This window comes from Saccharopolyspora taberi, assembly GCF_039534165.1.
In the GTDB taxonomy this organism is placed as follows: Bacteria; Actinomycetota; Actinomycetes; order Mycobacteriales; family Pseudonocardiaceae; genus Saccharopolyspora_D; species Saccharopolyspora_D taberi.
In genome coordinates, this window is record NZ_BAAAUX010000002.1 from 1 (window position 1) to 26,734 (window position 26,734).

Here is a 26,734-nt window from a genome sequence, read left to right on the forward strand (position 1 = left end):
CCGCCGCGCCCGAGCCCACTGCCAAGTCGCCGCCCACCGCCGAGTCCCAGGCCGCCGCCGAATCTCCGCCCGCCGCCGAGCCGCCGGGCACGACCAGGGCGGACCGGCCGACCGCCGCGATGGACCAGCGGTTCCGGCGGATCCGCGCCCTGGGGCACGGCGGGTTCGGCTCGGTCTGGCTGGCCGCCGACGACCAGCTCGGGCGGATGGTCGCGGTGAAGATCGCCAACAACCCGGACCCACGAACGGTGCAGCGCACGATGCGCGAGGCGCGGGCGCTGGCGGCGGTGAACCACCCGAACTGCGTGCACCTCTACGACATCGTCGACGAGTCCGACGGGCTGGCGATCGTCATGCAGTACATCCCCGGCCAGGGGCTGGGCGAGCTGGTCGGCGGCGGCGGTGTGCTGACCGACGTGGCCGCGGCGCGGCTGTGGGCGACCCTCGCCTCGGCGCTGAGCGCCGCGCACGAGCAGGGGGTGCTGCACCGCGACATCAAGCCCTCCAACGTGATCGTCGACGAGGGCGGAGCCCCGCATCTGATCGACTTCGGCATCGCGCGGGCGCAGGGGGACGCGACGCTGACCTCGCCGGGAACGATGGTGGGCACCCCGGACTACCTCGCGCCGGAGACCGCGACCGGCAGCCCGGCCAGCGCGGCGTCGGACTCCTGGCAGCTGGCGGCGACGGTCTGCTTCGCGCTCAGCGGCCACCCGCCGCGCGGCGAGCACGACAGCCCGATGTCGGCGCTGATGGCCGCCGCGCACGCCGACCCGTGCACCCGCGTTCCCGAGCGCACCGCGCACCGCGCGCTGCTGATCGAGGCGCTGGACGCCGATCCGATCCGGCGGCCCGCGCTGCGGGAAGTCCGGGCGCGGCTGGAGAACTGGCTGGCCAGGGCCCACCTCGCCGCCAGCGGGCCGGTCACCGAGCAGCTCCGCCGCTAGCAGTGCGCTCCCGGCAGCGGACGCCTCCGCACGGCGAACAGGCAATGCGGTAAACAGGACACGCCCACGTCTGTCGTTTGGAGGAGAAGCCGACATGCCTGATTCCGAGGGTGCCCGGCCCCGGGCGTCGGGTGGGTCGGACGAGCTGGACTCGACCGTCCCGCACGCGGCCAGGGTCTGGAACTTCTGGCTCGACGGCAAGGACCACTACACCGTCGACCGCGTGGCGGGCCAGGAGTTCCTGGCGGTCTTCCCGGGCATGAAGGCCGCGGCGCAGGCCAGTCGCGGGTGCCTGGGCCGGATGGTGCGCCACCTGGTCACCGAGTGCGGTGTGCGGCAGTTCCTCGACGTCGGCACCGGCCTGCCGACCGAGGAGAACACCCACGACATCGCGCAGCGGGCCGCACCGGATTGCCACATCCTCTACGTGGACAACGATCCGCTCGTGCTCGCGCACGCCCGCGCGCTGCTGACGAGCACGCCGGAAGGCGCCACCCGCTACGTGCACGCCGACGTCCGCGAGCCGGAGACCATCGTCGAGGTCGCCCGCGAGACCCTCGACCTGACCCGTCCGGTCGGGCTGATCCTGTTCGGAATCCTCGGTCTCATACCGGAATACCGGCAGGCGCGGTCCATTGTGGACACCCTGGTCGAGCCGCTGCCGCCGGGTTCGCACCTGGCGCTGTTCGACGTCGACGACACCGACGAGACCGCCGTCGACGCGGCCCGGCGCTACGCCGAGTCCGGTGCGATCCCGTACAACCACCGCACGCCGGAGGAGATCGCGGGGTACTTCAGCGGGCTGGAGCTCGTCGAGCCCGGCGTGGTGCGGTGCGGGCAGTGGCGGGCCACGCCGCCGGCCGGCTCCGCCGACACCACCACTCTCGGCGGGCTGGCCCGGAAGGGATGACGGGTTGCCGGGCTCACGTCGCGGGTAGTGGCGAGGTGGCGTTTTCGCCTGGCGCGCGAAGCATCGGCCGCTAGCGGCTGTTTAGGAACGTTGGGGTCTTTGCTTGAACGCGGTGAGGTCTCCGGTAGATGGATCAACGACGAAGAAGATCGACATCTATCCGGAGACCTCGGTGGGAAGCGTATCGGTCGGCGCGCGTAAGGACTTGACGAACCGGCAGTGGGCGGCGTTGCAGCGCGTGTTGCCGCCCCGGGCCGGGGTGGGGCGGCGTCCGAAGTGGACACGTCGCCAGCTGCTCAACGGGATCCGCTGGCGGGTGCGGGTCGGTTCCCCGTGGCGGGATGTGCCGGAGCGCTATGGACATTGGCAGTCGATCTACCAGCTGTTCCGCCGCTGGCAGATCGACGGTGTCTGGTCGTGGATCTGGGCGCAACTGCGGGCCTTGACCGACGCGGAGGGTGCGATCGACTGGCAGGTCTCGGTGGATTCCACGATCAACCAGGCCCACCAACACGCCGCCGGAGCCCGTCACCGACCCTACGACCAGGTCGAATCACCCGGTGACGAACCGGCTGATCACGGGTTGGGCCGTTTCCGGGGTGGGTTGTCCACGAAGGTCCACCTGGCCTGCGGACAGGGACCTAAACCACTCTCGATGCTGGTCACCGCAGGTCAACGGGGCGACAGTCCGCAGATGAGGCCCCTGTTGGATGCGATCCGGGTGCCGCGCCTGGGGCGCGGACGCCCGCGCAACCACCCGGAGCGGGTGTTGGCCGACAAGACTTACTCCTCCCGAGCGAACAGGTCTTACCTGCGACGACGCGGGATCCCGGCCACGATCCCGGTCCCCAAGGACCAAGCCGCCCACCGCCAAGCCCGAGGCTCGGCCGGAGGCCGCCCACCCGCCTTCGACCCTGTGGCCTATCGACAGCGGTACGCCGTGGAATGCGGCATCAACCAGCTCAAACACCACCGCGCTGCCGCCTGCCGCCACGACAAACTCACCGTCCGCTACGAAGCCACCCTGCACATCGCCACCATCGACACCTGGCGACGAGCCCACACCAAGATCACTTCCTAAACAGCCGCTAGCGGCGCCCCTTCACGCCCTCCTCGGGGTCGGCCTGCAACGCGATCTGCCCGAGGTTGCGCAGGTCCTGGAGGGCGACGGCGAGCATCGGGACGTCGGGCTGCTCGGCGTCGCGCAGCTGGGACACCGTCTCCCGGCACCTGCGCACGGGTTCCGCGTTGGCCTCCAGCCAGCTGCTGACCAGGCCCGCCGCGTCCTGGCCGGGAACGTAGCGGCGCAGCGCGGCGCGGGTGAGGCGGCGGCGCTGGGCGAACAGGTCGTCCCGCAGCGAGATCCTGGCCAGCAGCGCCCAGTGCGACTCCGACGGCAGCTCGACGATCTGGTCCTGCAGCCAGTCCAGCCGCAACGCGACGTCCAGCGCCGAGTACACCGAGGCGACGTAGCCGACGTCCCGGCGGTCGTGGGCGATCTCGACCACGTCGAGCGCCGCGGCGAGCGGTGCCAGCGCCGCGATCCGGCTCGCCAGCAACGGCGGCACACCCTGCTCGGTCAGCTGCTCGGTCCGGCGCAGCACCGCGTCGGCCTGCGCCCCGGCGAGCGCGGCGGGCAGGACCGGGACGAGCTGGCGGATCTGCGGCCGGAAGTAGGCGACCTCCGCGGCGATGTCCAGCGGCGGGCGCCGGTTGCGCAGGAACCACAGCGTCCCGTGCTGGGCGAACCGCTGGAGTTCGTGGAACATCTCCGAGCGGACCCCGGTGTCCACGCAGGAACCCAACGCGTCCACTTCGGACCAGAGCGCGTTGATGTCGAACACGTCGCGCACCGCCAGGTAGGCGCGGGCCGAGTCGGGGGTGCCGATCCCGGTGGTCTCCTCCAGGCGGTAGAAGAAACCGGTCCCGACGTGGTTGGCCATGTCGTTGCTCAGCACGGTGGTGAGGATTTCCCGCCGCAGCGGGTGGGTTTCGACCAGCCTGCCGAAGAACTCGGTCCGGATCGGGGAGGGCAGGTAGCCGAGCAGTTCCGCCGTCAGGTGGGCGTCCTCCGGGATGTCCGAAATGGACAGTTCGTGCGCGAGGTTGTTCTTGGCGTGGGCCAGCAGCACCGACAGCTCGGGGCGGGTGAGGCCGGCGCCCGCGGCCCGCCGCTCGGCCAGGACCTCGTCGTCCGGCAGGCACTCCAGCTCCCGGTCCAGGTTCTCCCGTCGCTCGAAGTGCTGGATCGCCTGGGCGTGCTGGTCCAGGTAGGTGGCGGCCTCCGACTCGGCCACGCCCAGCAGCCGGGTCTGCGACCGGCTGTCGGCCAGCACCGCGCGGCTGACCTCGTCGGTCACCTCGGCCAGCAGCTCGTCCCGCCGCCGCCGGGTGATCGCCGCGTCGGCGACCGCCTTGTCCAGCAGGATCTTCAGGTTGACCTCGCGGTCGGAGGTGTCCACCCCGGCCGCGTTGTCGACGAAGTCGGTGTTGATCCGCCCGCCGCCCAGCGCGTACTCGATACGAGCCCGCTGGGTCAGCCCGAGGTTGCCGCCCTCGACGACGACCCGGCAGCGCAGTTGCGAGGCGTCCACCCGCACCGAGTCGTTGGCCGGGTCGGCGGCGTCCAGGTGCGACTCCGCGGCGGCCTTGACGAAGGTGCCGACCCCGCCGTTCCACAGCACGTCCACCGGCGCCCGCAACAGCGCCCGGACGAGGTCGGGCGGTTCCAGCGCCTCGGCGTCGACCCCCAGCGCCCGCCGCACCTGCGGGGACAGCGGCACCGACTTCGCCTGCCGGGAGCACACCCCGCCACCGGGCGAGATCCGGTCGGCGGCGTAGTCCTGCCAGGTGGAGCCGGGCAGCTCGGCCAGCCTGCGGCGCTCGGCGAAGGAGACCGCGGGATCGGGGTCGGGATCCAGGAACACGTGCCGGTGGTCGAACGCTCCCAGCAGCCGGATGTGCGGGGACAGCAGCATCCCGTTGCCGAAGACGTCGCCGGACATGTCCCCGATGCCGACCACAGTGAACTCGTCGCGCGCCGGGTCCAGCCCCATCTCCTCGAAGTGGCGTTCCAGCGACACCCACGCACCGCGCGCGGTGATGCCCATCGCCTTGTGGTCGTAGCCGGTCGAACCACCGGACGCGAAGGCGTCGCCGAGCCAGAAGCCGCGTTCGGCCGAGATCGAGTTCGCCAGGTCGGAGAACCGGGCGGTGCCCTTGTCCGCGGCGACGACCAGGTACGGGTCGTCGCCGTCGAGCCTGCGCACGCCGGGAGGGGAGGTCACCTCGCCGTCGACGAGGTTGTCGGTGAGGTCGAGCATGCCGCGGATGAAGGTGGCGTAGCAGGAGCGGACCTCGGCGTCGGCCTCCGCGCGGTCCAGCCCGGTCAGCGGCCTGCGGACCACGAACGCGCCCTTGGCTCCGCCCGGCACGATCAGCGCGTTCTTGACGGCCTGGGCCTTCATCAGCCCGAGCACCTCGGTCCGGAAGTCCTCCGGCCGGTTGGACCAGCGGATGCCGCCGCGGGCGATCCGCGCGCCGCGCAGGTGCAGCGCCTCCACGCGCGGTGAGCACACGAAGGTCTCGAACAGCGGCCGGGGCGGTGGCAGGAACGGGATCCCGGACGGGTCGATCTTGAACGCGAGGTGGTCCTCGACCGCGCCGTCCGGGGTGCGGCGGTAGAAGTTGGTGCGCACGATCGAGCGGAAGAACGCCAGGATGCTGCGCAGCGTCCGGTCCTCATCGAGCCCGGTGACCTCGGCGAGCCCCGCTTCCAGCCCGGCGTCGACGTCGTCGGCGGGCTGGTGGCCGCCGGGGTCGAACCGGGCGGCGAACAGCGCAAGCAGCAGCCGCACGAAGTCCGGCCGGTCGGCGACGGTCTGCTCGACGTAGGGCTGGCTGAAGCCGAACCCGGTCTGGCGCAGGTAGCGGTAGGCAGCGCGCACCAGCGCCGCCTCCCGCCAGCCGATGCCGACCGACAGCACCAGCCGGTTGAACCCGTCCGGCTCGGCCCTGCCCGACCACATCGCCGCGAAGGTCTCCTCGAACAGCCGCGCGACCTCCGGGGTCAGCGCCCCGGCCTCGTGCAGCAGCCCGAAGTCGTCGATCCGGGCGGGCTCGCCGTCGGCGGGCGTGACGTCGTAGCCGCGGTGGTCGGCCACCCGCAGGCCCAGCCCGGTGAAGATCGGCAGCACGTCGTGCAGCAGCGGCGCGGGCGGCGGCCAGCGGATCCGGAACCGCACCACCGCGCCGGGCTCCCGGTCGTCCCAGTACAGGGTGCCGGGCGAGCAACCGGACCCGGGATGGTCGATCCGGGCGATGTCGTCGACCGCGCGGCCCACCGGCACCTCGTTCTGGTAACCGCAGGAGAACGCGTTGCCGTAGCGGTCCAGCAGCTGCTGGCCCCGGGCTTCGCCGAAGGAACCGGTCAGCGACTTGGCGAGCGAGCGCTGCCAGTGCAGCAGCCGGTTCGCCAGCACCGACGGCTGGTTCTCCCCGCGCATGGCCCCACCTCCCGGGCGGCAGGCGATGAGCCCCCATTCTCGTCCGCCCGCCCGGGCCCGGACCATTACCGGAAGTCCCGGCTCTTAGCAGTCGGGGTGATCAACCCCGTTGCTTCCACCTTAAGCGGATGTTCGATGGCGTGACTGACAGCCGATGATGGCCGATCCCGCCCGATGCCAGTACGTCCGGCCTGACCTGCGATTTTGTCTTGGACGGTGATGTCCTGTGATACCCCGGTCCCGTCCTCGTCGTATCACACTCGTGTCACACACCGCCGTCGACCGAGTCCGGCGTGAAGATCCGGCCGCCGGGCATGCCCGGCCGCCAGTTAACGGCGGTCGGCTGTTCTCCTCCGGTGCGGAAGTACTCGTGAGCGGCGGCGTGTACAGCGGTGAACGGGACCTCGGCGCTCCGCTGGTACTCCGTGTCGGCTCGTACGAAGTACCAGACCTCCAGCTCGGTGTCGGCGTTGTCACCGAGGCTTGTCACGCCCTCGGGGGCGCTGTCGCCCGAGTAGTAGAGCACCCCGGTTTCGCCGTTGTAGACGCCGATCTCGAAAACGGCCCGCCAGGGATCATCCCGCCACGCGAGCTGGGCGAGGGCGCGAACGCCGGGCTCGTCGGCCGCGAACTGGTCCAGGGCGGCATCCAGCTCCGCCTCGGATTGCACGATGATCGGCGCCTCGTCGTGTTCTTGCTTGAAGTAGATTTCCAGCGCGTCCGTCACGATCGCCGGGCCTTTCCCGTGTAGCGCTTGCGGTAGGTGCTGCCGTCCTCGGCCGTGCCGTGCACGGTGAGCGAGGACCCCTCCGGCAACACCATCGGCACCAGCCTGTCACAGCCGAACGGCCCCGGACACGGGAGGTTGTTGATGACGACCTCGGCGTGTTCGATGCCTTCGTGGCGCATGCGCGCCGCGAGCTTGGTTTCGACATGAGTGGATACCGCCGCCGGTACTCTGCGCACCCCGGCTTCGACGAGGTATTGGTTCGCGAGGTCGGTCAGCTCGTCCTCACCGCTGACGACCTGTTGTTCCTCCCCGTTCGGGGTGAACCATCTCCCGTGGGTCTTGCTGCCGCTTTTTCGCCGGACCGGGGGCGGCAGTTCGTCCCGGAGTCGATCGACCCGGTTCTTGGGCGGGGCCGTGTCGTCCGTGCGGACCGCCGGCGAGCCTGAGCCCGTAGCGGGCGCAGCCTCCGCACCGAGTCGATCGAGGTAGCCGCCGACCAGCTCGTGCACCCGGTGACAGATCCCGAGGATGCGAGCGATCTCCCGGTCCGCCTCCTCGAACTGGGCGTGTGCCTGGTGTAGCTCGGGGTCGGTGCTCTCCGACGCGATCGGGCGCAGGGCCTCGATCGCGTCGGAGAGCAGCTGTCCCGCTTGAGCCAGTGGGAGGGTAGGGAGTTTGCCGAGTGCCTGCTTCGTCTTCTGGGCGACCTCGTCGACCGACACGGCGGTGATCGTGCCGGTGCCCCCCGACAGCGGGGGTCTAGAGCGACCGTCGCCACTCGGCGAGGCTGGCGACGGCGCACACAACCAGGCCGCTCGTGATGTTGGTGCCGTCCGTTTTGATCTGTGCCCAGGCTTCGATGGCTGCGGAGGAGTACGGGCTCTGGCTTCCGGCCGCCAGGGCAGCGATCCGGTTTCCGACTTCTTCGTGGTTGCGCACGAAGGCCATGAGGTGTTCGTGGCCGTGTTGGTTGATCTCGATCTCCAGGATTGCGCTTTTCAGGCTGTCGATCGAACTCATCTACGGCCGTCCCGCGTCTGGCAGGGGCACGCTCCACACCGTCGGCTGTGCCTGTTTGGCGATGGGCGGTATCGGCGGCAGGCTGCAGACGTAGAGACACGCGATCCATCCGCCGACGAAGGCGGTCACGACCAGCCAGAAGACCATGCTGATCTTCAGCTGGGCCTTTGTGGTGATCTCGGTTGAAGCCATGGGAATCCCTCTGGGTCTTCGGTACAACATGGAAGCGGCCGGTCCGACGGTTGTGGGAGAACCATCGGACCGGCCGCGCGGGCTGGTGCCGGTCGGGGGCGCGGTTTCCGTTTTCCCGCTTCAGCACCAGGCCGGGTCTGCTAGAGCCACGGGCCGGGCTCGTCGGCGGAGCCGACCGGGCCGGCCTCCGGCGGGGCGATCCAGGCCCCGGGCTCGTCGGCGGACGCTGCGGCCCCGAGCCCGTTCAACAAGGCTGCGGCCGTCAGCACGACGAGCAGCGTGATCCTGCGCAATGTGATGATCTCCTTTTTCTTCGGTTTCCTTGATTCCCGGCACGCCGTTGTGCCGGGAGCCTGAGGGGGCGCGCACGCGAGGCGCTGCGGGCGGTAGGTCCGGGTCGTGCTTGGGCCACTCCACCTGTTCGTAGTCGCTGACGATCCGCGGGCCGTCGAGCATCTGGAGTGCGGACTCATGGGTCGTGCGAGGGGTGGTCGGTTCGTTCGGGTGCGTTGAAACGCCGACCTCGACGGCGCAGACGGGGCAGATGCTCCGCCCGTCGTCCAAGGACCACAGCGGCGGAACGACGGTGACGAGGCGGTAGAGCGGCCAGCGCAGTTCGTGGCCGCAGACGGCGACCGGGGTGCGCCCGCCGTTGGCGACCGCGTGCCACAAGCCTTCGCCGGCGGGCGCGAACCAGTTGCGGAGTTTGCGGGTGTGGACCATGACGTGCTCCGAGGAAGATGGGGCCTTCCTCGCGCAGGCGAAACGTGTGGAAAGACCCGCGCGGGGAAGGCTCTCGGACCGGTGCGTTTGCGACACGTAGAGCCCACCGGGGGCACACGTCGCACCGGACGAGCGGTTCCGGGGCCCGCCCTCGCACCGCACGGCCGGACGAATGCGATGCGAGGGCGGGTTGCTGCTCGGGTTCGTGCAGGGGCGTTGCGGGGGACGCCTCACCTGGACGCGGAGTCCCCGAGCAGCGGTCTTAGAAGTCCCAGTCGCGGGACGGGAGGTTGCGCTCTTCGACGACCTCTGCACAGTCCGGGCAGCGCTTGTTCACGAGCCTGCTGCGCGGTTGCTGGTCGTTTGGCGTGGCCATCGGGATCGTGATCGCGCACCCGCCGAGCGCCTTGATCGCGCTGCCGTTGATGAGCGCACCGGGCCGGATGTCCGTTGCGTGCCGAATGTTTGAACCTCGCGGGCAAATCCAGTACGCGGCGCGGTCGGTGGATGGGCCGGTAGGCGACGTGGTGGTGCTCAAGGCGGACCCGGTGGGCATTGCTAACTCCACTCGTTCTACTCGTCTGAGACGAGTGATACCTTAAGCGCCGAGATCGAGTTTTGGCAAGCGATCTAGAAGTGGAATCATGGGAGCCAGGCAGGACGACCCAGACGTGTGAGAGGTGCCGAATGAACGCAACGGCCCGCTACCGGGAGATCGCGGACGTGCTCCGCAACGAGATCAACTCGGAGGTCTGGGGTGTCGGCGACAAGCTGCCCGCAGAGCCCGAGCTGATCGCGCGGTTCAGCGCATCGCGCACGACGATTCGACAGGCTCTCGCCGAGCTTCGCGACGCCGGTCTGGTGCACATGCGACATGGCGTTGGAGTGTTTGTGTCACCACCACGGGTAGTGAAGCGGCTTGACTCGCGTGATCGTCTGTCGCGGGCCCGCCGTCAGCGCAATGAAGGCGCGTTTCTCGCGGAAGCAGCGAACCAAGGCTTCACGCCGTCGTCGAGTGTGCGGGTGTGGTTCGAGCCCGCACAGGACTTGGCCAAGCTGTTCGGGATCGGAGAGGCTGACGAGTTGACCGTGCGCGACCGCGTGATGCGCGCCGACGGGCACCCGGTGATGCTTGCCGTTTCCCGACTGCCTCGTGAGATCACCCGTGGAACCGTGCTCGAAGAGGTCGATACTGGACCGGGCGGCACGCTCGCTCGTCTGGAAGAACTGGGCTTTGATCTGGCCTCCCACGAAGAGATCGTCGGCGCTCGGATGCCCGACGCGAACGAGAAGCAGCTGCTCGATCTCGGCAGCGGGCCGGTACTCACCGTGCAGCGGCGTACTTACAGCGGTGATCGCGTCATCGAGGTCAACGACATGGTCATGTCCGGTGCTGGCTACGAACTGCGCTACGCCTGGGACGCCGACTGATCACGTCCCTTTGAGGTGGCTCCGTCTAGGACTACCGGACGGGCCTGTTGTCAGGCAGGGTGTTCACCGGCGAGCGCGGAGCGCCGCTGAATCCGCCTCGGGGCCTCTGCTGGCTCCGTGTCATCGCTAATGACGCGGGGCTGCTGCCGATCCGGCTGCACGACCTGCGGCACTGCGCGGCGACCTTCGCCCTCACAGCCGGGACGGACATCAAGGTCGTGCAGGCGATGCTCGGTCACAAGAACCAGAGCAACACCGCCGACATCTACACCTCGGTCCTGCCCGAGGTGGCCTTCGAGGCGGCCGAGCGGACCGCCGCGCTCATCCCCCGGTCGAGCAACCGGTAACCGTGCGGTCTCGTTGGGTCATGGCTGTCCTTGTGCGGGATCGGTCGTGTCATATTCGTGTCGCACCGCGATCTTGAGGCGAGTCGACCAAGAGAACCGCAGGCCCCTACCCGACCGAATGATCAACCCCGTTGCTTCCACCTTAAGCGGATGTAAAGGAGTCCCGTCCGTTCTTGTTGCGGGCCGTGCGCGCCAGCACTGTGAGTCCGTTCACGTGAAGGAGGACTCATGTCAGCTGAGTTGGCAGTGCGGCCGACCGGGCGGACCGGGGAGCGCCGGGTGGTGGCCAACGTCGTCCGGGGATCGGTCGGCAACCTGATCGAGTGGTACGACTGGTACGCCTACACCGCGTTCAGCGTGTACTTCGCGTCGGCGTTCTTCCCCAAGGGCAACCCGACCGCGCAGCTGCTCAACACCGCGGGCGTGTTCGCGATCGGCTTCCTGATGCGCCCCCTCGGCGGCTGGATGCTCGGCCGCTACGCCGACCGCTTCGGCAGGCGCGCCGCGCTGACCTTGTCGGTGACGCTGATGGCGGCCGGTTCGCTGGTCATCGCGCTCACCCCGACCTACGGCTCGATCGGCATGCTCGCCCCGGTCCTGCTGGTGGCCGCCCGGCTGGTGCAGGGCATCTCGGTCGGCGGCGAGTACTCGACCTCGGCGACCTACCTCTCCGAGGTCGCCTCCAAGGGCCGCCGCGGCTTCTACTCCAGCTTCCAGTACGTGACGCTGGTGGCGGGCCAGCTCACCGCGCTCGGCGTGCAGATCGTGCTACAGCAGCTGCTGACCAGCGAGCAGATGTCGGAGTGGGGCTGGCGGATCCCGTTCGTCATCGGCGCGGTGGGCGCGCTGGTCGTAATGTGGCTGCGCCGCGGCATGGACGAGACCGAGAGCTACCGGCAGCAGGCCGAGTCCGGCTCGCGGCAGCGGGGCACCGTGCGAGCGCTGCTCCAGCACCCGAAGGAATGCCTGCTCGTGGTCGGCCTGACCCTCGGCGGCACGGTCGCGTTCTACACCTACACCACGTACCTGCAGAAGTTCATGGTCAACACCGCGGGCATGGACAAGGCCACGGTCGCCTGGATCAACTTCTTCGCCCTGCTGGCGTTCCTGGTGCTGCAGCCGCTGGCGGGCGCGCTGTCGGACCGCGTCGGGCGTCGCAAGCTGCTGCTGGGCTTCGGCATCGCCGGAACCGTGCTGACCGTTCCGCTGCTCACCGTCCTGAGCACCACCACGGACCCGGTGGTGGCGTTCCTGCTGATGTTCGCCGGGCTGGCCATCGTCACCGGCTACACCTCGATCAACGCCATCGTGAAGGCCGAGCTGTTCCCCACCAACATCCGCGCGCTCGGGGTCGGCCTGCCCTACGCGCTGACGGTGGCGATCTTCGGCGGGACCGCGGAGCTGATCGCGCTGTGGCTGAAGCTGGCGGGCAACGAGCCGGTGTTCTATTGGTACGTGTCAGGATGCGTGCTGGTCTCCCTGGTCGTGTACGCGCTGATGCGGGAGACCTCGCAGAGCTCGCCGCTGGAGGACTGAGGAGGTGGCCGTGCGCGTGCTGCTCGTCGAGGACGACGACGGCGTCGCCGACGCCCTCGTGGACGTCCTGGCCGCGCACGGCCACCAGCCCACCCGGGTCGCCCGCGGCGCGGACGCGCTGACCCGCCACCGCGAGCACGACCTGCTGCTGCTCGACCTCGGCCTGCCCGACGTCGACGGCCTGGACCTGCTGCGCAAGCTCCGCAAGGTCGCCTCGACGCCGGTCATCGTGCTCACCGCGCGCGGTGAGGAGCGCACCGTGGTGCGCGGGCTGCGCTCCGGCGCCGACGACTACCTGGTCAAGCCGGTGCGGATGGCCGAGCTGCTGGCCCGCATCGACGTGGTCACCCGGCGGCACAACGCGGTCGCCGAGGCGGGCGAGGTGGTCACCGCCGGGGACGTGCGGGTGGACCTGCGGACCCGCCGCGTCCGGGTCGCCGACCGGGACGTGGAGCTCACGCCGAAGGAGTTCGACGTGCTGGCGGTGCTGGCCGGGCAGGCGGGCACCGCGGTGAGCAGGCAGCGGCTGATGGACGAGGTGTGGGGCGACGCCTACCTGGCGATCTCGCGGTCGCTGGACGTGCACATCGCCCAGCTGCGGTCCAAGCTCGACCGGCCCGACCTGCTGGTCACGATCCGCGGTTTCGGCTACCGCTTCGGGGAGTAGCGGTGCGCAGGCGGCTGCTGCTGGTGCTGCTGACCTTCTCGATCGCGGCGGTGGCGGCGTTCGCCGCGCCGCTGCTGGCGGTCACCGCCACCGAGCGCACCCAGCAGCTGGTGCTGGCCCGCACCGCCGACCTGGACCGCTTCGCCGAGCTGGCCGACCACGCCAGCGCCACCGGCGACCCGGCCCAGCTGATCGCCGAGGCGAACCGCTACACGCGGCTTTACGGAGAACCGCTGGTGGTCGTCGACACCGAGCGGCGGCCGGTGGCCGAGACCGGCGGGCTCCGGGCCGCCGCGGTCGCGGGCGCGGTCGACCAGGCGTTGCGCAACGAGCCGCCCGGCCCGGTCGCCGCGCTGCGCCCGTGGTCGACCCAGGACGTGATCCGGCACCGCCCGGTGGGCAGCGGAACCCGGGTGACCGGCGCGGTGGTGCTCCGGGTGTCGGTGGACCGGGCCGCGCGGGACATCGCGGGGCAGTGGGCGATGATCGCGCTCGGCGCGGTGAGCGCGCTGGTCGCCTGCGGTGTGCTCGCGCTGGTGGTGGCGCGGTGGATCCTGCGCCCGCTGGGCGAGCTGGAGACCGGGGTGCGGGAGGTCGCGGCCGGTTCGCGCCGGGCCCGGGTCGCCGTCGACGCCGGACCGCCGGAACTGCGGGAACTGGCCGCGCTGTTCAACCGGATGTCGGCGTCGGTGGCCGAGGCCGAGGCGCAGCAGCGCCGGATGGTCGCCGACGCCTCGCACCAGCTGCGCAACCCGATGGCCGCGCTGCGGCTGCGGGTGGACGCCCTGGAGCGCCGGATCCGGCCGGAGGGCATGGCCAACTACCGGTCCACAGTGGACGAGGTGGAGCGGCTGGAGGCGCTGCTGGACCGGCTGCTCGAACTGGCCACCGCCGACCGCGCGCGGGCCGGGGGAGCCGACCGCTGCGACCCGCACCCGGTGGTCGCCGACCGGGTCTCGGCCTGGCGGCCCGCCGCCGAGGACGCCGGGATCGAACTGGTCCGCTCCGGCCCGCCCGCGCTGCGCGTGCCGGTCCGCTGCACCGCCGACGAACTCGCGCAGGTCCTCGACGTCCTGCTGGACAACGCCGTGAAGTACGCGGGCAGCGGCGCCGAGGTGACCGTCGCCGAGGAGACCGGTCAGCACGGCTACCGGGTGCGGGTCGAGGACACCGGTCCCGGCCTGACCGCCGACGAGCGCGGCCTGGCCACCGGCCGGTTCTGGCGCGCCGACCGGCACCGGGGAAGCCGCGGAACCGGGCTGGGCCTGGCGATCGCGGACCGGCTGGTGACGGCCCGGGGAGGTGCGCTGCGCATCGGATCGGTCCGGCCGCACGGGCTCTCGGTCGCGGTGGAACTCCCGCTGGCGGAAGGAGAACTGCCATGACCCTGACCCGGCGCGCGCTGTTCGGCCTGGGCCTGGGCGGCCTGCTGGCCGGATGCACCGCGGGCGCGCCCGAGCACCCCGTGCGCATCGCGGCGGGGGAGCGCGGCGGCTTCTACTCGGAGTTCGCGAAGCTCCTCGCCGACGCGCTGGCCGCGGCCCGTCCCGGCCTGCGGCCGGAGGCGATCGACACCGAGGGCAGCGTCGCCAACGCCGAGCTGCTGCGCGACGGCCGCGCCGAACTCGGCCTGCTGCTGGCCGACGCGGCCACCGCCGCACCCGGCGGAGGGCTCGGCCCGCCGGTCGAGGTCCGGGCGCTGGGGCGGGTGTACGAGAACTACGTGCAGCTGGTCGTCCTGGCCGACAGCCCGATCCAGCGGCTGGCGGACCTGGCGGGCCGCGCGGTGTCGCTGGGCGCGCCGAAGTCGGGCAGCACGTTCTTCGGCGCCCGCCTGCTCGCCCGCGCCGGGCTCACCGTCCGGACCGAGACGCTGCCGCTGGAGGGCGCGGTGCACGCCCTCGAAACCGGCCGCATCGACGCCTTCCTGTGGTCCGGCGGGGTGCCGACGCCGTCGCTGCGCGCGCTCGACGAGCGGACCGGCATCCGGCTGGTCCCGCTCGACGCGTCGGTGGCGGGGCTGTGCGTGGAGTCGACCTGCGAGCAGGTGTGGATCCCGCCGGGCGCGTACCGGCGCACCGCCCGCGTCCCGACGGTCGGGGTCGCGAACCTCCTGGTGTGCACGCCGGAACTGCCCGACGACCTGGCCGCGACGGTCGTGCGCGTGCTCGCGACCCGCGCCGCGCAGCTGGTGCCGCAGCAGGCGGTGGGCACCCAGTTCCTCGACGTGCGCACGCTGATCGGGACCGGCGCGGTGCCGCTGCACCCCGGTGCCGAGCTGGCCTACCGGGAGCTGCACGGCTGACCGCGGCCTTCCTTCCAGGGCAGCAGCAACGGGGTCGCCAGCATGAGCACGCCCGCGATCGCGATGGCGGCGCGGGGACCGGTGAGGCCGGCCAGCACCCCTCCCAGCGCGGTCATGGCCGCGATGGCGGTCTTGCTGGTGATCGACCACGCGGACAGGGTGCGGGCGATCCGGTCCGCCGGGATCCGGTCGAGCCGGTGGGTGGCGAAGACCGGGTTGAACACCCCGGCGCAGGTGACCAGCCCGACCTGGACGGCGATCACCAGCCCGAGCCCGGCGGGGCCGGGGACGACGAACGCCAGCCCCAACGACCAGCACGCGCGCAGCGTTCCGGAGGTGAGCAGGACCCCGAGCCGCCCGAACCGCGCGACGAGCCGGCCGGCCATCCGGGCTCCGACGAGCCCGCCGATGCAGGACGCGCCGAACGCGAGTCCGTACTGCCAGGGCGGGAAACCGAGGTGGTCGAGCATGAGGACGGCGATCAGCGGCGCGGTCGCCATGATCAGACCGTTGACCAGGACGGTGTTCAGGAACAGCGGGCGCAGCTCGGGGTGGGCCAGCACGAAGCGCCACCCGTCGAGCAGGTCGCCCGCCCGCAGCCGGGACGAACCGGTGCGCGCGGGCCGCGGTTCGTCCCAGCCGACCGCGCGGATTCCCGCGGCCGAGAGCAGGTAGCTGATCGCGTCGGCCAGCACGACCGCCACCGGACCGAAGATGCCGACCGCGGCCCCGCCGAGCGGCGGCCCGAGTGCCGTGGCGGTCCAGTTCGTGGACTCGAACCGCCCGTTCGCGACGAGCAGGCCGTCCGGTGGGACCAGCGCTTTGAGGTAGGAGCCGCCGGCGGCCTGGAAGGTGATGTCGGCCGCGCCGACGACGACCAGCACGACCAGGAGCTGGGCGAAGCTGAGCAGCCCGAGCGCGAACGCGGCGGGGACGCTCATCAGCGCCGCGAAGCGGACCAGGTCCGTCGTGATCATCACGGGCCGCTTGCGGCGGAACTCCACCCACGGCCCCAGCGGAACGGAGACGGCCGCCCCCGCCGCCAGGCCCGCGGCTGCCAGGACCGCCACCTCGGTCGGTCCGGCGTGCAGCACGAGGATCGCGACCATGGTGAACGCGTCGAACGCGAATCGCGTGCCGAACGTGCTGACCGCGTAGGACGCCCACAGCCACCCGAAGCGCCGTCCCAGCGGCCGCCTGCCCGCCGCGTCGTGAGCAGCGTGCTCGATCAGGAGTCGGTCCGATCCTTCGTGGCCCGGTCCCTCGTGGCCCGGTCCTTCTTGGACTGGCGCCACCGCTCCAGCAGTCCGTCCATCTCGTCGTGCACGAACCGGAAGAAGTCCCGCATGTCGCGGACCCGGTCGAGGGCGGGGGAGGGCTCGCTGCCGAGCGCCCGCACGCCGTCGTCGGTGAGGTCGGCCAGGGTCTGGTAGACGCCGCCGATCGTGCCCGCCGACACGTACCAGGCGTCGTCGCGCAGCCGGTAGCTGTCGCGGCGCGACCCCGGGACCGGGCGGCGCTCGACGATGCCGAGCTGCATCAGGTAGCGGACCGCTCCGGAGATCGCGGGCGGGCTGACGGCGAGCCGCTCGGCGAGGTCGGCGGCGGTCAGCGCCTCCTCGTCGGAGGTCGTCATGGTCAGCAGCACCCTGGCGGCCATCCGGGAGAAACCCCATTCCGCGAAGGTCATCGCGGCGTTCTCCACGAACTGCCCGACGGCCTGCTCGTCGCGCTCGGCCGGCTTGCTCACGATCGCAGTCCTCTCGTCGTCCTTCCGGGAGAGTATACGATTCCTTAACTTCACAATGTTGTGAATGCTGTGTAGCTTATGAAGCATGAACACGACGATCGCGGTGTCCGGCCTGGTCAAGGAGTTCGGCCGGACCCGCGCACTGGACGAACTCGATCTCCACGTGCGGACCGGGGAGGTCCACGGCTTCCTCGGGCCCAACGGTGCCGGGAAGTCCACGACCATCCGGATCCTGCTCGGGCTGATGCGCGCCGACGGCGGCCGGGCGACCCTGCTCGGCGGCGACCCCTGGCGCGACGCCGCCGAACTGCACCGGCGGCTGGCCTACGTCCCCGGAGACGTCTCGCTGTGGCCGAACCTCACCGGCGGCGAGGCGATCGACCTGCTCGCCAGGCTGCGCGGCGGCGGTGACCGCCGGCGCCGCGACGAACTGGTGGAGCGCTTCGAACTCGACCCCCGCAAGAAGGGCCGCGCCTACTCCAAGGGGAACCGGCAGAAGGTCGCGCTGGTCGCGGCGCTGTCCTCGGACGTCGACCTGCTCGTCCTCGACGAGCCGACCTCCGGTCTCGACCCGCTGATGGAGGCGGTGTTCCAGGACTGCATCGCCGAGGAACGGCTGCGCGGCCGGACCGTCCTGCTCTCCAGCCACATCCTGTCCGAGGTCGAAGCCCTCTGCGACCGGGTCAGCATCATCCGCAAGGGCCGCAACGTCGAGTCCGGCACCCTGGCCGAACTGCGCCACCTGACGCGGACCTCGATCAGCGCCGAGCTGACCGGACCGGTCCCGGCGCTGGGCGCGGTGCCCGGGGTGCACGACGTGGAGGTCCAGGGCAACCGCGTCCGCCTCCAGGTCGACTCCGGATTCCTGGGCCAGGTGCTGCAGCTGCTCTCCGCCGCGGGCGTGGCCGGCCTGACCAGCCAGCCGCCGACGCTGGAGGAGCTGTTCCTCTCGCACTACGAGCCGGAAGAGGAGCCCGTCCGATGAACTCCTTCGCGGGCACCGGGGAAATGCTGCGGCTGGCCGTCCGCCGCGACCGGGTGCGGGGCACGGCCTGGGTGCTGTTCCTGCTGCTGCTCGTCGTGGGCGTGGCCGCCCAGTACGCCGGGCTGTTCCCCGACGACCGGGCGCGGCTCGACTTCGCCGCCGAGGTGCGGGCGAACTCGGCGCTCAACGCCTTCACCGGGCTGCTGCACGGCACCGGCCTGGGCAACCTGGTGATGTGGAAGATCGGCGACATCGCCTTCACGCTGATCGCCCTGATGGCGGTGCTCACCGTCGTCCGGCACACCAGGGCGGAGGAGGAGACCGGCCGGTCCGAGCTGGTGGGCGCCGGAGTGGTCGGGCGGTTCGCGCCGCTGACCGCCGCGCTGGTCCACACCTGCGGCCTCAGCCTCGCTGCCGGGGTGCTCTCCGCGGCCGGGCTGATCGCCTACGGGCTCGAAGCCGACGGCTCGATCACCTTCGGGCTGGCGCTGGTGATGCCCGGGATCTTCTTCGCCGCGGTCGCCGCGCTGGCAGCGCAGCTGACCGAACGCGCGCGCACCGCCAACGCGATCGCCTGCACGGTCCTCGGCGCGGGTTACCTGATCCGGTTCGTCGCCGATGGCGCAGGCCTGGGCGGACTTCGCTGGCTGTCGCCGAGCGGCTGGAGCCACCTGGCGGTTCCCTACGGCGGCAACCGCGTTTGGGTCCTGGCCGTGCCCGTCCTGCTTTCGGCGTTGGTGGCCACAGCCGCATACCGGTTGGCCGACCGCCGCGACCTCGGTGCGGGCGTGCTGTCCGCCCGCACCGGACCCGCCGCGGCCGGACGCGGGCTGCGGGGACCGGTCGGCCTGGCCTGGCGCCTGCACCGCACGCAGCTGCTGGGCTGGATCGCGGGATTCACCGCGTTCAGCGCGGCCACCGCGGGAGTCGCGACCGGGATGCCGGAAGTCGCCGAGCGGTCGGGCCAGTACGTGCAGGAGTTCTTCCGCCGCTACACCGTCGCGCCCGGTGTCGGCATCGCAGACACCTTCATCTGGCTGATCCTGCTCAGCCTCGGCTACCTCGCCGCGCTCTACCCGATGCTGGCGGCGCTGCGGCTGCGGACCGAGGAGACCAGCGGCCGGGCCGAGGCGACGCTGGCGACCTCGGTCGGGCGCACCCGCTGGGCGGTCAGCCACTTGGTGTTCGCCGCGTGCGGTTCGGTTCTTTTGCCGGCCGCGAGCGGTCTGGCGGCCGGAGGCGTCCACGCCGCGGCCACCGGTGATCCCGCGCAGCTGCCGCGGGTGCTGGCCGCGGCGCTGGTCCAGGTCCCCGCGGTCTGGCTCGTCGGCGCGGTCGCGGTGATCGCCTTCGGCGCCGTGCCCCGGCTGGCGGTCGCGATCGCGTGGGTGGTGTTCATGCTGGTGATGGTCTTGGGCGAAGTGATCGGCCCGATCCTGGGCATCGACTACTGGCTCGCCAACCTGGTCATCCCGTTCCACCACGTGCCCAAGCTGCTCACCGGCGGCACGTTCAGCGCCACCCCGCTGCTGGTCATGACCGCACTCGCGGTCGCGCTCACCGCCGCTGGCCTGGCCGCGCTGCGGCGGCGCGATCTCAGCTCGTGAATCCCGGGATTCGCCTCGCAGGATCGAGTTGCGGATTCGGGTGCGGCTGTCCGCCCGGAAGCCGACAGCCGCACCCGGTCATCAGCCGACCTCGACGTCGACGCAGGCGTAGAAGGCGTTGGCGGTGTCGGCGATGTTCCACACCGCGAGGACCTTCTGCTTCCCGGAAACGCCACCGAGGTTGACGTTGTGCGAAACGGTGGAGCCGGGGATCTGCCCGTGATCGTCGAACGAGGCGACCTTCTGGCCGCCGACGAAGTACTCCCAGGTGCTGGTGGAGTGCCGGGCGGTGAGCGTCCAGTTGAAGTTCACCGACTGGCCCACCTTGGTCACCTGCCAGCCCTTGCTGTCGTCGTCTAGCTCGGCGAAGCTCTGGTTGCCGCCGCTGCAGCTGGTCAGGCCCTTGGGGCCCTCGACGCTCTGCGGCTCGTACTTGATCGCACCGCAGGGCACGGTGCCCGCGGCGCACTGGGCCTGCCTGCTCGGCGGGGTGTCGACGTAGCCGTGCGCGCTGGCGGTCCCGGTCGGCAGTGCGACCAGGGCCGGGGCCAGCGCGGCACCCGCTGCCGCGGCGGCGAGCTTTCGCTTCATCTTCATCTCGGCTCCTTCTCGGCGGAAAACGCGGTCGCCCTGGCGCGGTCCCGCCCGTGGCCGTGCTGCCGCGGGCAGGAGGGAAACCGCTGACGGGGGTGGGTCATCGGTGCCGTCGCCGAGCGCGGGGCCAAGGGCGCGCGGGTCGAGCGGATCCGTTGCGGAAGCGCTGTTCTCGGACGGCGGTCTCGTTCGATCGGACGAGCGAGCGCGAAACCGCGGTGCCGCGTGGTCTCACGCTGACCGATGTGGTCTGGACCATACGAGTCGGCACGCATCAAGGTCAAGGTTGTGAACAAATTCCATGTTGGTTCGCTTATCGGACACCGGTGGTACGAGCGAGGCTGCGCCGGAGCGGCCTGGCGGGGTTGGATGGGGGCGTTCCGGGTGAGAGGTGGAGATCGATGCGCGCGGTGGTGTTCGAGGCGTTCGGGCGGGAGCCGGAGGTCCGCGAGGTCGCCGACCCCGTTGTGCCGGAACGCGGATCGGTGCTGCGGGTCGAGGCGACCGGGTTGTGCCGCAGCGACTGGCACGGCTGGATGGGGCACGATCCCGGCATCACGCCGCCGCACGTGCCAGGCCACGAGCTGGCGGGCGTCGTGGAGTCCGTCGGTGCGGGCGTCGCCAACTTCCGGCCGGGCGACCGGGTCACGGTGCCGTTCGTCTGCGCGTGCGGCCGGTGCCCGTCGTGCGCGCGGGGCGACCAGCAGGTGTGCGAACACCAGACCCAGCCCGGATTCACGCACTGGGGCTCGTTCGCCGAGTACGTGGCGATCGAGAACGCCGATGTCAACCTGGTGCACGTGCCCGCGGAGATGTCTCCCGGCACGGCCGCGGGCCTCGGATGCCGCTTCGCCACGGCGTTCCGCGCGGTCGTCCTGCAGGGCCGGGTCCGGCCGGGGGAGTGGGTCGCCGTGCACGGTTGCGGCGGTGTCGGCCTGTCCGCGGTGATGATCGCCGCCGCGTGCGGGGCGCGGGTCGTCGCCGTCGACATCGCGGCCGGCGCGCTGGCGCTCGCGCGCCGCTTCGGTGCGGCGGAATGCGTTGATGCGACTGGTGTTTCCGCTGCGGACTCGATCCTGGAGATCACCGGTGGCGGTGCGCACGTGTCGCTGGACGCGCTCGGCAGCGGGCCGACCTGCGCGGCCTCGATCGGCGGTCTGCGGCGGCGAGGGCGGCATGTGCAGGTCGGTCTCCTCCCGGCCGACCCGGTGCTGCCGATGGCGCGGGTGATCGCTCTGGAGCTCGAACTCCTCGGCAGTCACGGCATGGCAGCACACGACTATCCGTCCATGATGGACATGATCGGCTCCGGTGCACTGCAACCGGATCTGCTGGTTACCGAGACCATCGGACTGGACGAGGCACCTGCGGCGCTGGCCGGAATGGACGCGCGCGAGGGTGCCGGGGTCACGGTAATCGAACCCTGGCGCTGATCACGCCTTCCCCAGCGCCCTCTCCAGTGCGGCGGTGATGTCGGCACGACCGGGGTTGTGGAGCACGGCTGCGATGTGCGCGTCCGGGCGGATCACCCACACCTCGCCCGGCTTGGCGTTCAATGCTGTCGTGAGCGCGCCGGTGGTGTCGAGATCGGGAATCAGGAAAACCCTTGTAGGGAAAGGGAAATTGTTGGCCACGTCCTGAGAAGCAGCCACATCGGACGATTCCGCGGCCAGCAGCAGGAAACCGTTGCGGGCGAGCTCCCGGATTCTGGTGCTGCCCGGGGTCGGCACGGGGACGTCAGGTACGAGGATTCCGGGTGCGGCCGGTGGTGCTGAGCCACGTGGTGGACGTCCGGCGAACGGTCTGGTGGTGTCTGGTGTGGACAGCGGGGAGTCCACGTACCAGAACGGTTCGCTCAGCCTGCCGGAGTTCACTTCCGCGCGTGCGGCCGGATCGGTGACCGCGCCTTCCAGCGCGCGGAGGCGTCGCCGACGTTGCTCCTCCCCGTGCGGAACCAGGAATTCCATGGTGGCCGCGGTGACCGCGAGGTTCTCCTGCGCGGCCGGATGCCGCTCGTCCTGGTAGCTCGCGAGGAGTTCCGGCCCGGCCCAGCCGTGCAGCACGAACGCCAGTTTCCACGCCGCGTTCTCCGCGTCGGCGACACCGGAGTTGAGACCGCGCGCACCGAACGGGGCGAGCAGGTGCGCGCAGTCGCCGGCGATCAGCACCCTGCCGACGACCATCCGGTCCACCAGCCGGGAGTGGAACCGGTAGACCGATTTCCACCGCACCTCGTAGTCCCGGTCGCCGATGATCGCCCGGATCCGCGCGTCCAGCGCGCCGGACGCGGACTCGGCGTCGAGGTCGAAGCCGGGCGGGATCTGCCAGTCGATGCGGAACGTCGAGTCCGGGCAGGGGTGGATCAGCACCTGGCGGCCCGGGTTCCAGGCCGGGTCGAAGTAGAACCGCCGTTCCGACGCCCAGTCCGGCAGGTCGGTGCGGATGTCGCAGATCAGGAACCGGTCGTCGAACGTGTGCCCCTCGAAGCGCACGCCGAGCATCCGCCGGACCCGGTCGCCGTGCGCGCCCGCGCAGGCGACCGCGTAGTCGGCGTCGACGACCTCGGTGCCGCACCGCAGGCGCACCCCACCGCTGTCCTGTTCCAGCCCGGTCACCTCGTGTCCCCAGCGGACGTCGATGAGCGGGTCGGCGGCGATCCGTTCGTCGAGGATCTGCTCGGTGCGGGCCTGGGAGATGTTGACGAACGGCGGGAAGTGCGCGTGCCCGGGATCGCGGAAGGTGTGGCTGAACAGTTCCCGGTCCCGGTAGAAGGTGCGCGCGGTGGTCCAGGTGACGCCCTCGTCGGCGATCCGCTGGCCCGCGCCCACGCTGGCCCACACGTCGAGCACATCGCCCTGCTGGCAGATCGACCGCGATCCGGTCGGGTCGCGTTCCGGCCGCTGGTCCAGGACCACGACCGGCACGCCCCAGCGGGCGAGCAGGAGCGCGGCGGTCTGCCCGACGGGTCCGTTGCCGATCACCGCGACACGGGTTGACTGCGCGTTCATGGTGTCAGGCTTGGAGTTGGTTCCAGATGTCGTGGTCGCGTTCGGTGGTCCAGATGACGGGCCGGTCGATGCCGCAGAGTTCGTCCCAGAGGCGGGTGACGTCGAAGGGCAGGCAGTGCTCGAAGATCGGCCACCGCCCATAGGTACCGACCAGCGCGGCATGCGCGGCCCCGAATGCCTCGGAGAGGGTGCCCCCGCGTTCGTGGACCGTGCCTACCTCACGGATCATCGTTGCGAGGAAGTGCCGGGTCTGTGCGATCGCCGCGTCGACGGCCTCGCGCCCGTGCGCCACCGGGCCCCGGCCACCGACCAAAGCCTCGGCCTCCAACGACGCCACCGTGTCCAGAGTGGACGAAGCCCAGTCACGGTGGAACGCATCCCCGGTGTAGAGCGCCGCTTCGGCCTCGACCAGGTCTCCGGCGAAGAGAATCTTTCTCTTGGGCAGCCAAGCCACGATGTCGCCCTCGGTGTGCCCGCGTCCGCAGTAACGCAACTCCAGATCACCCCGGTCACCACCCAACGGGATGGTCAACCGGTCCGAAAACGTCAACGTCGGCCACGTCAACCCCGGAACCGACTCCGGCTCGGCGAACAGGCGAGGCATGCGGCCGTACTCCGACTCCCAGTCCTGCCGCCCCCGCTCGGCGATCAACGCCCGAGTGTGGTCGTGGGCCACGACCACCTCGGCATCAAACGCGCTCGCGCCCAGTACCCGCACCGCGTGATAGTGGCTCAACACCACATACTTCACCGGCTTGTCGGTGTGCTCCCGCAACCTCGCCAACCACTGCCGGGCCGCCGCCGGAGTCGCCAACGCCTCGAAACACACCAGAAAATCCTCACCCTCGACCGCCCCCACATTCGGATCACCCTCCGCGGTCAACGCGTAGACGCCCTCGCCCAACACCTCCAACGTCTGCTCCTTGACAGCCACATCAGCAGACGACGCAAACGACTTCGCGGCCATCGTCGGCTCCTTCGCAACGGAATGTCAAAGCGTTGATTACGGGCGGCGACGCTATCGCGGGCCGCTTCCCAGTGGAAACCCCCGGACGGCTTCCCGCCAGACCGTGCCGTGGAACCGGGCGCGGCCCTCTAGCCTGGAGCGCATGCCAGCCGAGCCCGACGAGAACACCGACTACCTGTCGTTCGTCGACTACGCGGTCGACCGCAGCACCCGCGAGCTGCCCGAGGTCGACCCGGTCGCGATGCGCCTGGTGCTCACCCTGCACCGGGTGACCAGCGCGCTGGTCTACGACCTGGAGTCGTCGGTGCACCGGCCGCGCGGCTGGAGCTGGCCGGGGTTCCGGGTGCTGTTCGTGCTGTGGCTGGCCGGGCCGATGGAGGGCAAGCGGATCGCCGAGCTCGCCGGGATGAGCCGGGCGGCGGTCTCGGCTCTGGTCAAGACGCTGGAGCGGGACGGGATGGTGACCAGGCGGCAGGACGAGCAGGACCGCAGGGTGTTCTCCTTCGAGCTCACCGGGACCGGGCGGGAGGCGATTCTGGGCGCCTACGCCGCGCACAACGAGCGCGAGCAGGCGTGGGTCTCGGCGCTGAGCCGCCCGGAGCGCACGATCCTGATCGGGCTGCTGGAAAAGCTCGCCGCGGGCTCGGCCAGTGCCGAGGCCAAGCGCCGGACCTGAACCGCGGCGGATCGGTCAACGCTTTGACCGGTGCGGGTTCGATCGAACTCGTGGCGGCCGAGGTGATGATCATGGACACTGGACCGGGTGGAGAAACTGGAAACGATGCCCCGGGACTGGAAGCGCGCCATGGCCGTCGTCGCGCACCCCGACGACCTGGAGTACGGGGCAGCCGCCGCGATCGCGGAGTGGACCGACACCGGGCACGAGGTCTGCTACCTGCTCGCGACCCGCGGTGAAGCGGGAATCGACACCATGGAGCCGGAAAAGGCCGCAGTCGTCCGGGAAGGCGAGGAGCGCGCGAGCGCGGCGGTCGTCGGCGTGTCGACCGTCGAGTTCCTCGGCCACCGCGACGGCGTCCTGGAGGAAGGCGTCGCACTGCGCCGCGACATCACCGCGGCCATCCGGCGCCACCGGCCGGACCTGCTGATCACCGTGAACCACCACGACACCTGGGGCGGCACCGACTGGAACACCCCCGACCACCGTGCCGTGGGCCGCGCGGCCCTCGACGCCGCGGGCGACGCGGGCAACCGGTGGATCTTCCCGGAGCAGCTGGCCGATGCGGAGCCGTGGAACGGCGTCCGGTGGGTGGCGGTCTCGGCATCCCCGGCCCTGACCCACGTCGCGGAGGTGGGGCAGCGTTCGGTGGACCGCGCGATCGCCTCGCTGGCGCAGCACCGGGCCTACATCGCCGCGCTGACCGATCAGGATCCCGAGGACTACGCGCGATCGATCATCACCGAGGCGATCGAGTCACTGCGCGAAAGCCACGGCGTGGAGCGGGGAGTGGGCTTCCAGCTCTTCGCGCGTTAGGCGGGGTCGGGATGGCCCGCCCGCGGCCGGGGCGATCCTGGTGGCGATGGCGGCCGTCGCCGGAGCGTCCGGTTCAGCAGCGGCCCTCGCGCCAGTAACCCATGAACGCCACCGAACCGCGCGGCACGCCGTAGTCGTTGACCATCAGCCGCCGCAGCCGCTTGATCACCGCGGCCTCCCCGGCGAGCCAGCCGTAGAGGTCGCCGGTCGGGTCGTCTTCGGGGATCTCCCACAGGCTCGCGTTGTCGACGTCGATGTCCTCCAGCTCGGCGCCCGCCGGGCCAGTGGGTTCGCACAGCTCGGCCAGCGCGCGGGCCACCGACTCCTCCAGCAGCTGCCCGTGCGGGACCGCACCGGAGCGGACCAGCCAGCGCACCTCGACGCCGTCCGGAACGTCCCAGGTCTGCTCGTCCCCGGAGGCGGGCACCTCAACGCACACGATGCCCCGCGCGTCCGGCGGCAGTGACTCCACGATCGCGGCGACCGCTGGGACCGCAGTCTCGTCGCCGGCGAGCAGCAGCCTGCGCGAGGTGGCGGGCGGGCACCACTCGACGCCCCACATCCGGCCCGTGCCGGGGCGGTCGGGGCCGAGCAGGGCGATCGTGTCGCCCGGACCGGTCGTCGCGGCCCAGGACGACACCGGCCCGCCGTGCCCGTCCTCGGTGCCGTGCAGCACGAAGTCGATGTCGAGCTCGGCGGTCTCGGGCCGGTGCTCCCGGACGGTGTAGGTGCGGATGGTCGGGCGCACCTCGTCGGGCATGGCCAGCCACCGCGGGTACCAGTCGGTGCCGTCCGGGACGTCGTCCACGGTCCGGCCGGGCCGCGGCAGCACCACCTTGATCCGCTGGTCGAAGCCGCCCGCGCCGAAGCGGCGCAGGCTCTCGCCGGTGAAGGTCAGCCGCACGAAGTTCGGCCCGAGCCGCACGCTGCGGGCCACCTCGACGACGTGCATCCGGTAGTCGGGAGCGTCCGCGCGGCGTCTCCCGGTGCCCATCGTCGTCACTTCGCAGACCTCCGT

General features: G+C 71.1%; 27 protein-coding genes. 14 read left to right on the forward strand and 13 right to left on the reverse strand.

Going from position 1 to position 26,734, the window contains the following annotated elements; genetic code table 11:
* The 3 genes from ABD691_RS01685 to ABD691_RS01695 form a co-directional block, all read left to right on the forward strand.
* Positions 1-947 (forward strand): serine/threonine-protein kinase (locus ABD691_RS01685; RefSeq protein WP_344677523.1); only part of this gene is annotated, 947 nt, incomplete at its 5' end.
* 94 nt (positions 948-1,041) lie between these two features.
* Complete coding sequence (locus ABD691_RS01690) at positions 1,042-1,857, forward strand: SAM-dependent methyltransferase (RefSeq protein WP_344677524.1); 816 nt, start codon at positions 1,042-1,044, stop codon at positions 1,855-1,857.
* 172 nt (positions 1,858-2,029) lie between these two features.
* Complete coding sequence (locus ABD691_RS01695) at positions 2,030-2,938, forward strand: IS5 family transposase (RefSeq protein WP_344677715.1); 909 nt, start codon at positions 2,030-2,032, stop codon at positions 2,936-2,938.
* Between the two features lie 7 nt (positions 2,939-2,945).
* Here ABD691_RS01695 and ABD691_RS01700 read toward each other — a convergent pair whose 3' ends face one another.
* The 7 genes from ABD691_RS01700 to ABD691_RS01730 form a co-directional block, all read right to left on the reverse strand.
* Positions 2,946-6,362, reverse strand: a complete 3,417-nt coding sequence (locus ABD691_RS01700; RefSeq protein WP_344677525.1) for an NAD-glutamate dehydrogenase domain-containing protein — start codon at positions 6,360-6,362, stop codon at positions 2,946-2,948.
* 265 nt (positions 6,363-6,627) lie between these two features.
* Entirely contained in the window at positions 6,628-7,089 is a 462-nt protein-coding gene (locus ABD691_RS01705) for an Imm1 family immunity protein (protein ID WP_344677526.1), read from the reverse strand.
* Positions 7,086-7,814, reverse strand: a complete 729-nt coding sequence (locus ABD691_RS01710; RefSeq protein WP_344677527.1) for a DddA-like double-stranded DNA deaminase toxin — start codon at positions 7,812-7,814, stop codon at positions 7,086-7,088. Before ABD691_RS01710 ends, ABD691_RS01705 begins: the two co-directional genes overlap by 4 nt.
* A 37-nt stretch (positions 7,815-7,851) precedes the next feature.
* Positions 7,852-8,112, reverse strand: a complete 261-nt coding sequence (locus ABD691_RS01715) for a hypothetical protein (protein WP_344677528.1) — start codon at positions 8,110-8,112, stop codon at positions 7,852-7,854.
* Positions 8,113-8,304, reverse strand: a complete 192-nt coding sequence (locus ABD691_RS01720; protein ID WP_344677529.1) for a hypothetical protein — start codon at positions 8,302-8,304, stop codon at positions 8,113-8,115.
* Positions 8,305-8,444: 140 nt separating this feature from the next.
* The gene (locus tag ABD691_RS01725) at positions 8,445-8,597 is read right to left on the reverse strand and encodes a hypothetical protein (RefSeq protein ID WP_344677530.1); all 153 of its coding nucleotides are present in this window, start codon (positions 8,595-8,597) and stop codon (positions 8,445-8,447) included.
* A gap of 692 nt (positions 8,598-9,289) precedes the next feature.
* Positions 9,290-9,565, reverse strand: coding sequence for a hypothetical protein (locus ABD691_RS01730; protein WP_344677531.1), 276 nt, complete (start codon positions 9,563-9,565; stop codon positions 9,290-9,292).
* A gap of 149 nt (positions 9,566-9,714) precedes the next feature.
* Here ABD691_RS01730 and ABD691_RS01735 point away from each other — a divergent pair, with 149 nt between their 5' ends.
* The 6 genes from ABD691_RS01735 to ABD691_RS01760 all read left to right on the forward strand — a co-directional run bounded on the left by ABD691_RS01735 (position 9,715) and on the right by ABD691_RS01760 (position 15,313).
* Positions 9,715-10,458, forward strand: a complete 744-nt coding sequence (locus ABD691_RS01735; RefSeq protein WP_344677532.1) for a GntR family transcriptional regulator — start codon at positions 9,715-9,717, stop codon at positions 10,456-10,458.
* Between the two features lie 47 nt (positions 10,459-10,505).
* Positions 10,506-10,805: a tyrosine-type recombinase/integrase gene (locus tag ABD691_RS01740; protein ID WP_344677533.1), complete on the forward strand. Its 300-nt coding sequence runs from the start codon at positions 10,506-10,508 to the stop codon at positions 10,803-10,805.
* Positions 10,806-11,033: 228 nt separating this feature from the next.
* On the forward strand, positions 11,034-12,341 hold the full coding sequence (locus tag ABD691_RS01745) for an MFS transporter (protein ID WP_344677534.1): 1,308 nt from the start codon (positions 11,034-11,036) through the stop codon (positions 12,339-12,341).
* Between the two features lie 4 nt (positions 12,342-12,345).
* Positions 12,346-13,008, forward strand: a complete 663-nt coding sequence (locus ABD691_RS01750) for a response regulator transcription factor (protein WP_344677535.1) — start codon at positions 12,346-12,348, stop codon at positions 13,006-13,008.
* A gap of 2 nt (positions 13,009-13,010) precedes the next feature.
* Positions 13,011-14,393, forward strand: a complete 1,383-nt coding sequence (locus tag ABD691_RS01755) for a sensor histidine kinase (RefSeq protein WP_344677536.1) — start codon at positions 13,011-13,013, stop codon at positions 14,391-14,393.
* The gene (locus ABD691_RS01760) at positions 14,390-15,313 is read left to right on the forward strand and encodes a TAXI family TRAP transporter solute-binding subunit (RefSeq protein WP_344677537.1); all 924 of its coding nucleotides are present in this window, start codon (positions 14,390-14,392) and stop codon (positions 15,311-15,313) included. The genes ABD691_RS01755 and ABD691_RS01760 overlap by 4 nt, the downstream gene beginning before the upstream one ends.
* On the opposite strand, the gene ABD691_RS01765 is transcribed toward ABD691_RS01760, so the two are convergent.
* Entirely contained in the window at positions 15,292-16,503 is a 1,212-nt protein-coding gene (locus ABD691_RS01765) for an MFS transporter (protein WP_344677716.1), read from the reverse strand. The two genes, ABD691_RS01760 and ABD691_RS01765, sit on opposite strands and share 22 nt — an antisense overlap.
* A 38-nt stretch (positions 16,504-16,541) precedes the next feature.
* Entirely contained in the window at positions 16,542-17,063 is a 522-nt protein-coding gene (locus tag ABD691_RS01770; protein WP_344677538.1) for a GbsR/MarR family transcriptional regulator, read from the reverse strand.
* Positions 17,064-17,148: 85 nt separating this feature from the next.
* Between ABD691_RS01770 and ABD691_RS01775 the strand changes: the two genes are divergently transcribed.
* Together ABD691_RS01775 and ABD691_RS01780 are read left to right on the forward strand one after the other, a co-directional pair.
* Complete coding sequence (locus ABD691_RS01775) at positions 17,149-18,048, forward strand: ABC transporter ATP-binding protein (protein ID WP_344677539.1); 900 nt, start codon at positions 17,149-17,151, stop codon at positions 18,046-18,048.
* Positions 18,045-19,655 carry an ABC transporter permease gene (locus ABD691_RS01780; RefSeq protein WP_344677540.1) on the forward strand — a complete coding sequence of 537 codons (1,611 nt, stop codon included), beginning with the start codon at positions 18,045-18,047 and terminating at the stop codon, positions 19,653-19,655. The genes ABD691_RS01775 and ABD691_RS01780 overlap by 4 nt, the downstream gene beginning before the upstream one ends.
* Before the next feature lie 81 nt (positions 19,656-19,736).
* Here the strand turns inward: ABD691_RS01780 and ABD691_RS01785 are convergent, their stop codons facing one another.
* Positions 19,737-20,252: a lytic polysaccharide monooxygenase auxiliary activity family 9 protein gene (locus tag ABD691_RS01785; protein ID WP_344677541.1), complete on the reverse strand. Its 516-nt coding sequence runs from the start codon at positions 20,250-20,252 to the stop codon at positions 19,737-19,739.
* 398 nt (positions 20,253-20,650) lie between these two features.
* Between ABD691_RS01785 and ABD691_RS01790 the strand changes: the two genes are divergently transcribed.
* Positions 20,651-21,682 (forward strand): zinc-dependent alcohol dehydrogenase family protein, encoded by a 1,032-nt coding sequence (locus tag ABD691_RS01790; RefSeq protein ID WP_344677542.1) that lies wholly within the window; start codon positions 20,651-20,653, stop codon positions 21,680-21,682.
* On the opposite strand, the gene ABD691_RS01795 is transcribed toward ABD691_RS01790, so the two are convergent.
* Together ABD691_RS01795 and ABD691_RS01800 are read right to left on the reverse strand one after the other, a co-directional pair.
* Positions 21,683-23,257 carry an FAD-dependent monooxygenase gene (locus ABD691_RS01795; protein WP_344677543.1) on the reverse strand — a complete coding sequence of 525 codons (1,575 nt, stop codon included), beginning with the start codon at positions 23,255-23,257 and terminating at the stop codon, positions 21,683-21,685.
* Positions 23,258-23,261: 4 nt separating this feature from the next.
* Complete coding sequence (locus ABD691_RS01800) at positions 23,262-24,224, reverse strand: MBL fold metallo-hydrolase (RefSeq protein WP_344677544.1); 963 nt, start codon at positions 24,222-24,224, stop codon at positions 23,262-23,264.
* 142 nt (positions 24,225-24,366) lie between these two features.
* On the opposite strand from ABD691_RS01800, the gene ABD691_RS01805 reads away from it, so the two are divergent.
* Positions 24,367-24,900, forward strand: a complete 534-nt coding sequence (locus tag ABD691_RS01805) for a MarR family winged helix-turn-helix transcriptional regulator (protein WP_344677545.1) — start codon at positions 24,367-24,369, stop codon at positions 24,898-24,900.
* Positions 24,901-25,005: 105 nt separating this feature from the next.
* Positions 25,006-25,716: a PIG-L deacetylase family protein gene (locus ABD691_RS01810; RefSeq protein WP_344677717.1), complete on the forward strand. Its 711-nt coding sequence runs from the start codon at positions 25,006-25,008 to the stop codon at positions 25,714-25,716.
* Between the two features lie 73 nt (positions 25,717-25,789).
* On the opposite strand, the gene ABD691_RS01815 is transcribed toward ABD691_RS01810, so the two are convergent.
* Complete coding sequence (locus ABD691_RS01815) at positions 25,790-26,710, reverse strand: siderophore-interacting protein (protein ID WP_344677546.1); 921 nt, start codon at positions 26,708-26,710, stop codon at positions 25,790-25,792.
* Positions 26,711-26,734: the final 24 nt, after the last annotated feature.